At 64.2% G+C, this 6,638-nt stretch carries 8 protein-coding genes; 2 read left to right on the forward strand and 6 right to left on the reverse strand.

Going from position 1 to position 6,638, the window contains the following annotated elements:
* Nucleotides 1-22 precede the first annotated feature (22 nt).
* Together G3O00_RS12130 and G3O00_RS12135 are read right to left on the reverse strand one after the other, a co-directional pair.
* Nucleotides 23-1,195 (reverse strand): pyridoxal phosphate-dependent aminotransferase, encoded by a 1,173-nt coding sequence (locus G3O00_RS12130; protein ID WP_206143060.1) that lies wholly within the window; start codon nt 1,193-1,195, stop codon nt 23-25.
* Between the two features lie 33 nt (nt 1,196-1,228).
* Nucleotides 1,229-1,708, reverse strand: coding sequence for a putative toxin-antitoxin system toxin component, PIN family (locus G3O00_RS12135; protein ID WP_206143061.1), 480 nt, complete (start codon nt 1,706-1,708; stop codon nt 1,229-1,231).
* A gap of 57 nt (nt 1,709-1,765) precedes the next feature.
* Between G3O00_RS12135 and yaaA the strand changes: the two genes are divergently transcribed.
* Nucleotides 1,766-2,548, forward strand: coding sequence for a peroxide stress protein YaaA (gene yaaA / locus G3O00_RS12140; protein ID WP_206143062.1), 783 nt, complete (start codon nt 1,766-1,768; stop codon nt 2,546-2,548).
* 88 nt (nt 2,549-2,636) lie between these two features.
* The gene (locus G3O00_RS12145) at nt 2,637-3,791 is read left to right on the forward strand and encodes a M14-type cytosolic carboxypeptidase (protein WP_206143063.1); all 1,155 of its coding nucleotides are present in this window, start codon (nt 2,637-2,639) and stop codon (nt 3,789-3,791) included.
* A gap of 82 nt (nt 3,792-3,873) precedes the next feature.
* Here the strand turns inward: G3O00_RS12145 and G3O00_RS12150 are convergent, their stop codons facing one another.
* From G3O00_RS12150 to G3O00_RS12165, 4 genes are all read right to left on the reverse strand, one after another.
* Complete coding sequence (locus tag G3O00_RS12150; protein ID WP_174935309.1) at nt 3,874-4,527, reverse strand: hypothetical protein; 654 nt, start codon at nt 4,525-4,527, stop codon at nt 3,874-3,876.
* 139 nt (nt 4,528-4,666) lie between these two features.
* Complete coding sequence (locus G3O00_RS12155) at nt 4,667-5,341, reverse strand: energy-coupling factor ABC transporter permease (protein ID WP_011352675.1); 675 nt, start codon at nt 5,339-5,341, stop codon at nt 4,667-4,669.
* Nucleotides 5,342-5,416: 75 nt separating this feature from the next.
* Nucleotides 5,417-6,253: a response regulator transcription factor gene (locus G3O00_RS12160; protein WP_011352674.1), complete on the reverse strand. Its 837-nt coding sequence runs from the start codon at nt 6,251-6,253 to the stop codon at nt 5,417-5,419.
* 213 nt (nt 6,254-6,466) lie between these two features.
* On the reverse strand, nt 6,467-6,638 hold a 172-nt coding region (locus G3O00_RS12165), incomplete at its 5' end, for a DUF2863 family protein (RefSeq protein WP_206143065.1).

Genomic DNA, 6,638 nt, shown 5'->3' on the forward strand with positions numbered 1-6,638 from the left:
CGTGCGGCCGCCCGTGCGGGCCTTACAGGCGGGCGAGCCGCTCGAGCGCGGACGCGAGCGTGCTTTCCTGCTTCGCGAAGCAGAATCGGACGACGCCCGATTCGTGCGGCTCGTGATAGAACGCCGACACCGGAATGGCGGCCACGCCAATCTCCGACGTGAGCCACTTCGAGAATTCCGCTTCCGGCAGGTCGCTGATCGCCGAATAATCGACGCACTGGAAGTACGTGCCCGTGCAGGGCAGCAACTTGAAGCGCGTGCGCTCGAGGCCTGCCCGGAAGAAGTCGCGCTTCTTCTGGTAGAAGTCGGCAAGCGTCAGGTACGGCGCCGGGTCGCGCAGATAGTCGGCGAGCCCGATCTGCATCGGCGTGTTCACCGTGAACACGTTGAACTGGTGGACCTTGCGGAATTCCGCGGTCAGCGCGGCAGGCGCTGCGACATAGCCGACCTTCCAGCCCGTCACGTGATAGGTCTTGCCGAAGCTCGACACGATGAAGCTGCGCGCGGCGAGTTCCGGATAGCGCGCGACGCTCTCGTGGCGCGCGCCGTCATAGACCATGTGCTCGTAGACCTCGTCGGACAGGATCAGCACGTTGGTGCCGCGCACGATCTCCTCGAGCTTGCGCATGTCCGCCTCGCGCCACACGGTACCCGTCGGGTTATGCGGCGTGTTGATCAGGATCATGCGCGTTTTCGGCGTGATTGCGGCCGCCAGACGGTCGAACGGGATCGCGTAGTCGGGCGCTTCCAGCGTGACGAACACGGGCTTGCCGCCCGCGAGTTCGATCGACGGCAGGTAGCTGTCGTAGGTGGGCTCGACGACGATCACTTCATCACCCGGATGCACCGTGCACATGATCGCGGTCAGCAATGCCTGCGTCGCGCCGGCCGTGACGGTGATTTCGGTGGCCGGATCGTAACGCCGGCCGTAGACCTGCGCGATCTTGTCTGCGATCGCGTCGCGCAGCGGCGCGACACCGGCCATCGGCGGATACTGGTTGTGCCCGTTGCGCATCGCCGTGGCAACCGCATCGACGATGCGCGGATCGCAGTCGAAATCCGGAAAGCCCTGGCCGAGGTTCACCGCGCCTTTTTCTGCGGCAAGCGCGCTCATGACCGAGAAGATCGTCGTGCCGACGTTCGGCAGGCGCGAGGGGAAAACGGGAGTCGTTGGCATGTCTGAAGGAGCGTTCATCGATACGGTCGAAATCGGGTGGTGGTGCGTGCGTCAGGCCGTCGTGGCGTCGAGCGCGCAGGCCTCGGCAAACGGTGCGGGTTGCGCGATCCGGAAGCCGAAGTCGCGTGCGGTGCGCTTCGCAAGCTTCAGCAGCGCGCGGTCTTTCGATACGAGCCACTCGGCCTGGGCGGCGCGGGCGAGTTCCAGAAACTTCTGGTCGTCGCGGTCCTTGCACTTCGGCAGGGGCGGCGCGTCGGCGTCGACTGCCGGCGGCTCGACGAGGCTCGCGAGGCGAGCGACGGTCGCGAGCGCAGCCGCCTTGTCAACGGCGCGCGCCTGGAACTGCGGATAATCAAGCACATACTCGAGTTCGGTCAGGCAGCGGCCGTCGATCACGGCAGCAAGCGTGCCGCGTTCGAGCGCGGCTCGGATCGGGCGCGTAGCGGGGTCGTCGAATACGAGGATGTCGATCCAGACGTTCGAGTCGAGCACGACGCGATGTGCGGCATGCGGGGCGAGAGAGCGGGTCATTCGTTACAATCGGTGGTTTTCGTCTGACCGCAAGGCACGGCGTGCCAGCGAGCCTCTATGATAATCGTTCTCTCTCCAGCCAAATCCCTCGACTACGATACGCCCGCACACGTCCAGTCTTACACGAAGCCTGCATTCGTCGACGACGCGTCCGAGTTGATCGACGGCCTGCGCAAGCTTTCGCCGCAGGACATCGCGACGCTGATGGATATCTCCGATCCGCTCGCGCGCCTGAATTTCCAGCGCTACGCGGACTGGTCGACGACCTTTACGCCGGCCAACGCGAAGCAGGCCGTGCTCGCGTTCAACGGCGACGTATATGAAGGATTCGACGCCAAATCGCTGTCGTCCACCGATCTCGACTATGCGCAACAGCACGTGCGCGTGCTGTCGGGCCTGTACGGGCTGTTGCGTCCGCTCGACCTGCTGCAGCCGTACCGGCTCGAGATGGGTACGCGCTTCGCGAATGCGCGCGGCAAGGATCTGTACGCGTTCTGGGGCGACCGCATCACGCGGGCGCTGAACGAGCAACTCGAAACGCGCAGCGGCGCGGCGCGTGTGCTGGTCAACTGTGCGTCGACCGAATATTTCAAGTCGGTCAAACCGAAACTGCTGGCCGCGCCCGTCATCACGCCGGTATTCGAGGACTGGAAGGGCGGCCGCTACAAGATCATCAGCTTCCATGCGAAGCGTGCGCGCGGCCTGATGGCACGCTTTATCGTCGAGAACCGCATTACCGACCCGAAGGCGCTGAAGGATTTCGCGACGGAAGGCTATGCGTTCGATGCGGCCGCGTCGAACGATTCGACTTACGTATATCGCCGGCGAGTCGGCGAGTGACCCAGCCGGCCGTTCACGAGACGGCCGGCGCATGCATGAGGCCGGGCAAGCGCTACACCGCCTGTTCCGGTCGCCCAAGGAGAGACAGATGGCCCTTTCGATCACCAGCAAATTCGACGCAGGCGCAATCGACGTCGTGTCCTGCGACAGTCCCGACGCGATTCGGCTGCGCGTGCGCGGCGACACCCGCTCGGAATTTGCGCAATGGTTTTACTACCGTTTGACGGGCGCGCGCGGCGAGCGCTGCGTGATGACGTTCGAGAATGCTGCCGAATGTGCGTATCCGTCGGGCTGGCGCAATTACAGCGCGGTGGCGAGCTATGACCGGGTCGACTGGTTCCGCGTGCCGACGACGTTCGACGGCAAGACGATGACCATCGATCACACGCCGGAATTCGACAGCATCTACTACGCGTATTTCGAACCGTACTCGGAAGAGCGTCACGCGGCGTTTCTCGGCGCGGTCCAGCAGTTGCCGCAGGCGAGCGTCGTCGAACTCGGCCGCACGGTCGAAGGTCGCCCGATGTCGCTGCTGACGCTTGGTACGCCGGAAACCGACGGCATGCCGAAGAAGAAGGTGTGGATCATCGCGCGCCAGCATCCTGGGGAGTCGATGGCCGAATGGTTCGTCGAAGGCCTCGTCAAGCGGTTGGCCGGATGGGGCGACTGGGCCGGCGATCCGGTCGCGCGCAAGCTCTACGATCGCGTGACGTTCCACATCGTCCCGAACATGAACCCGGACGGCAGCGTGCATGGCAACCTGCGCACCAATGCGGCAGGTGCGAACCTGAACCGCGAGTGGATGGCGCCCGATGCCGAGCGCAGCCCCGAGGTGCTGGCCGTACGCGATGCGATCCATGCGATCGGCTGCGACATGTTCTTCGACATTCACGGCGACGAGGATCTGCCGTACGTGTTCGTTGCCGGGTCCGAGATGCTGCCGAGCTTCACCGAGCAGCAGGGCAAGGAGCAGACCGCGTTCATCGACGCGTTCAAGGTCGCCAGCCCTGACTTCCAGACGGAGCATGGCTATGCCGCGAGCAAGTACAAGGAGGACGCGCTCAAGCTCGCGTCGAAGTACATCGGCCACCAGTTCGGCTGTCTGTCGCTGACGCTCGAGATGCCGTTCAAGGACAACGCGAACCTGCCCGACGAACGAGTCGGCTGGAACGGCGAGCGCAGCGCGGCGCTTGGCGCAGCGATGCTGGCGGCGATCCTGGTGCACGTCGACACGTTCGCGTAAGCGTAGCGTCGCTACATGAAAAAAGCCGGGGCATCTCAGGATGCCCCGGCTTTTTCGCTTCTGTCGGTGTCGCTTCGCCGTATCAGGACTTCTTCGCGGCTTTCTTCACGACCTTCTTCTGGCCGCTCGATTTTTTCGTTGCGACGGCCTTCTTGCTGCCGGTGCGGCCCGATGCCTTTGCCTTGCCCTTGCCTCGGTGCGACTTGCCCTTGAATTTCTTCGTCGAGGACGAGGAGCGCTCGACGCGCGGCTTTAGCGGCGGAACCGGGTCGTTCCAGCTGAACGCGAGCATTTGCTGACCGACATAGCCGCATCGGAACTTCAGCGGCGTCGGGTCGCTGCCGTCGCTATGGATGCCGAGGCCGTCGACCGTGACGATATTGTCGACCTTCACGCGCTGCTTGCCTTGGTCGAACGAGTCGTTCCATGGCGTGAGCGTCGCGTTGCCGCTGTCGAATGCGTTCGGCGCGAAGTCGACGCGGTCGAAGGCCGACGACGTGCTGGCGATGAAGCTGCCGTGCGCTGCACAATCGGCGGCGAGCGGATCGGCATGCATTTCGTTGACGAATTTGTTGATCAGTTCGGAGCGCTGGTCGAGCAGATCGGCGAATGCCGGTGTCGGAAGCGCAAGCGACAAGCCCGCAATACAGGCTGCCAGCTTGCCGAGCGCCCGGAAAATCCGGAGCGACGCAGGAGAGCTGTCCATCTGGTTATTGGTGAGGAGCGAATGAGACATCGGGCACGTATAGATGCCCGATGAAGAACCGGAGTTCAATCTTAGCGTAAAAAAGTTGTGCGGCAGTAGATGTCGCATTCTGCCGCACTGCGCGAGGGGCTGCCGGCACGGGATGACGGTGCCGCCGCCAGAGGGCAATTCAGGCGCGCGGGCCGCCGAGACGATAGCGCCGGACGTCGAAGGTCGTGACCCAGGCGGGGCGATAGACGGCGATGAGTGCCGTCGCCATGCCGGTGAACCACGCTTCGCCGAGTGCGAGCAGCGCGGTGTTCAGCAGATAGCCGGCGGGAATCACGACGGGCACGCCATCCGCGAGCGCGAGCTGGACCCCGGCCGCAGCAGCGGCGACCGCGATGATCGCGATGGCCGGTGACAGGAACCCCTGACCGGTAATGAACGACGCGAGATTGTGTGGCAACCATGCGAGTGCGGCGCGCTGCAGCAATGCCGACACGGCGACCGGCAGCGCGCCGTAGATCAGATAGGTCAGGCCAATGCCCTGCCAGGGCGCGTCGAAGATGATCGCGGCGACCGCCGTGACGGCGCCCATCGCGATCAGTGCGAGTGTCCAGTCGAACAATGTGACGAGCAGCGTCGCGCCGAGCAGATGCATGACGATGCCATCTTCGAGCCACGCATTCGAGGCCCAGAGGACCGCAATGGCGGTGACGAGCGCGAGCCACACGTGCTGGAGCGTGGCGTCCTGCAGGCGTACGAATGGACGATTCCAGATCGCGAGCGCGAGCAGGGCCACGGCGGCGATCCAGCCACCGATGCCAACCCAGAGCGGAAGCGGTGTGAAAAGAAAACCCATGCGTCCATATTACTCGTTGAGCATCAAAGGTGGGAATCCGCACACGCCGACCGTCGCAATATCGAGACTGTTTGCCTAGCGTTCCCGCCGGAACCGCGCCGGTGGCTCGGCGGCGATCGGCAGGTCCTGTGCGCTGTCGATCGAGGCAGGCAACGGGTACGGGCGGTCATTCCGTTGCGTACGCAGCGGCACCGGGCCGTGTTCGCCGATGGGCGGCTTGCGCGCGCGACTGCGGTTCGCCAGCAGTACCTCGAGGTGGGGCGACAGCCAGCCGTTGTAGATCGCCACCGCGGCGGCGCGGTTGGCGGCACCAAGCTGCTGGAAGATGCTGGCGAGATGGATCTTGACGGTGCCTTCGCTGATGCCGAGTGTGCGGGCGATCATCTTGTTGGTGCTGCCCATGTGGACGAAGCGCATGATCTGCGCTTGCCGCGGCGACAAGAGGCCGCTGGGCGGCCGGCGGGGAAGTGACCCGGCGAGTGTCTGGAAATGGGCATCGTAGCGCGCCGCAGCAGTAGAGGGCAGCAGGCGGAGCGCGATCGGCGGGATGTAGTGCCCGCCCAGCAGCACGATCTCGAGCGCACGCACGATCAGGTGTGGACGCGTGGAATGCGGGATCACGCCGGCAACACCGTAGTTGAAGAAGCGCTGGATGGCTTCGGGTGACGTTTCGTCGACCAGGACGGCGACGGGTGTCGGCGAGCAAGCGTTGCAGATCGCCTGAAGCTCGCTGAGCCGGCCGACGTCGAGCCAGTCGATCGCGACGAGGTCGAAACGCTGGTTACGCAGCAGCCTGCGCGCCTGGAAACTGTCGGGCGCATCGTTGATGCCGGCGTGGCGGTCGATCTGTCGCAACAGGGCCTTCAGTCCGTCACGCCGCTCGGCGTCTGAATTGAGCATCAGGAACCGCATATTCAACCTCCATAATGTGAGCCATTGATCTGCCGTCTGGCATGCCTTGGGTCTGATGATGACAAAGACCTTACACGATGTCTGCTTGGCTGAAAGGCTTAGGAAAAGTATGAAATTTCGGGCGGCGGGAGGGCAGACAAGTAAAAAGCCGCTCCGGCGGGAACCGTGAGCGGCTTCAGGTGGGCAGGCCATCAGGGCCTGCTGTGCTGCGGGTCAGTGGAAATGCGGCTGGGCGGGTGACGCGTCTTCCGGCATTTCTGCGTGGACGATTTCGCCGAGCGGATCCGCGTAAAGCGGCACGCCGCAGTCATCGCAGTATTCGGGTTCGAAGCGGCCCGCGTGCCGCCGGACGTCGGTTACGCCGCATTCCTTCAGCAGGCTCACG

Source organism: Burkholderia sp. Ac-20384, from assembly GCF_017104605.1.
Lineage (GTDB): Bacteria > Pseudomonadota > Gammaproteobacteria > Burkholderiales > Burkholderiaceae > Burkholderia > Burkholderia lata.

Bases quoted from the DNA above. Each gene is read 5' to 3' on its own strand.
- G3O00_RS12145 (WP_206143063.1), top strand. From the start codon at position 2,637: ATGGCCCTTTCGATCACCAGCAAATTCGACGCAGGCGCAATCGACGTC.
- G3O00_RS12150 (WP_174935309.1), bottom strand. From the start codon at position 4,527: ATGTCTCATTCGCTCCTCACCAATAACCAGATGGACAGCTCTCCTGCG.
- yaaA (WP_206143062.1), top strand. From the start codon at position 1,766: ATGATAATCGTTCTCTCTCCAGCCAAATCCCTCGACTACGATACGCCC.
- G3O00_RS12135 (WP_206143061.1), bottom strand. From the start codon at position 1,708: ATGACCCGCTCTCTCGCCCCGCATGCCGCACATCGCGTCGTGCTCGAC.
- G3O00_RS12160 (WP_011352674.1), bottom strand. From the start codon at position 6,253: ATGCGGTTCCTGATGCTCAATTCAGACGCCGAGCGGCGTGACGGACTG.
- G3O00_RS12130 (WP_206143060.1), bottom strand. From the start codon at position 1,195: ATGAACGCTCCTTCAGACATGCCAACGACTCCCGTTTTCCCCTCGCGC.
- G3O00_RS12155 (WP_011352675.1), bottom strand. From the start codon at position 5,341: ATGGGTTTTCTTTTCACACCGCTTCCGCTCTGGGTTGGCATCGGTGGC.